This is a genomic window from Haematobacter missouriensis, assembly GCF_000740775.1.
In the GTDB taxonomy this organism is placed as follows: Bacteria; Pseudomonadota; Alphaproteobacteria; order Rhodobacterales; family Rhodobacteraceae; genus Haematobacter; species Haematobacter missouriensis.
Genome location: NZ_JFGS01000089.1, coordinates 1 through 1,469 on the forward strand (window position 1 = coordinate 1; position 1,469 = coordinate 1,469).

Consider the following 1,469-nt stretch of genomic DNA (forward strand, 5'->3'; position numbering starts at 1 on the left):
ATGAGCGGGGCCGCGGCAGGAAGGGGGACTGGGGCGGGGAGTCCGTCAACCGTAAAGTACGAGGGCCCTCCGATCATGTAGTTGGTATATCGAAAAAATCCGATTTCGCCGGGAGGTAGGACTGGGGGTGCGCCAAGATAGGATGGCCAGTCAGGATAGTTGGGATCGTCCATTCCAACGAGATAGGAAAAATCGGATTGATCCATAGAGACGGTATCCGTCTCCCTGCGATCTTCGTAACCGTACTCCCAATTGTCGCTGATGTACCATTCGCTGGGCATCCAGACGTCATCAAAGGTGATGGTCCAATGAATGTAAGAACGACCCTGCCAAGCTGGGGCGGTTACTCCGTTACTGACATCGTTAAACCAGCCTGATGCCGTGAATGATCCCGAAGGGGCTAATGCAGTATCGAGGTAGAAAATAAACTTCGTGTCGCTCGATGGACCGGATGAAATATCGTGGTCAATCCGATACGTCGGATACAGTCCATTGAGTTCATCAACGACCGTGTAGGCCTCGACGCTATCGCCTGCATGGAACGTGTACGTCACAATCGCCGCATCAGCTTGCCCAGCCATCCCAAGGCAAGCCGCAGCCGCCAGCGCAAACGCTCTCATGCTCGACTCCCGCAAGATTCACCAAAGCGCCTGCGGCCAACTGCCCAAAGCGCAGCCGTTCCGGCCAACAAAAGCGGGGCGGCGGCGGGCAGGGGGACCGGAGAGGGGGCGGGAAGGCCTTCGACGGTAAACCGACCTAGATTATACTTGGCCCCTTCTGTATATCGGAAATACCCATATCCATCCTTCGGGACAAATGGCCGCGGAAGTGGGCTCCACCATTCACTATTCTTGGGATCGTTTCCGTCGATCAGTGTTTCAAAGTACATATCAGCTTGGAAGACGAAGCGATCAGAATGTTGCCGATAAGCATATTCGGAGGACTCGTCTATTAGCCAAGATGTCGGTAGCCAGTTTTCATCAAAGCTCAAACTCCACCACAGGAGGACTGCATACTGAGTGGTAAAAACACCCTTATCTCGTCCATTATATCCCGCCGAAGCGGTGAAAGGCCCTTTCGGAGCTACGTCGGTGTCAAGATGGAATGTGAACCACGGTTCGTCGTACGGCGGCGGCTTCCCCGGTTGGGGATATGAGGTTCTCTCTTCGTAACTATAATTGCTGACTACTCCGGATGCGTTTACGGTATCTCCGTAGATTGTGACGAACTCCTCAATCATGTTCCCCGGATAAAACTTGTAAGTCACAATCGCCGCCTCAGCCTGCCCAGCCATCACAAGGCAAGCCGTAGCCGCCAGCGCAAACGCTCTCATCCTCAAATCCCCCGATTAACCAAGATCTTCACGGTCGCGTGAGTCTGGCGATTCGGGCAAGAGCAATCTTCTAAAAAATTCCGGCCCAAGAGCCGATGCCGCCGGTTGGCGGACCATTCCAGCACGGAGAACTCCC

The 1,469-nt window shown here is 54.3% G+C and carries 1 protein-coding gene; it reads right to left on the minus strand.

The features are described 5' to 3' along the window. On the minus strand, nt 1–620 hold a 620-nt coding region (locus tag CG51_RS18730; protein WP_035747611.1), incomplete at its 3' end, for a hypothetical protein. Nucleotides 621–1,469: the final 849 nt, after the last annotated feature.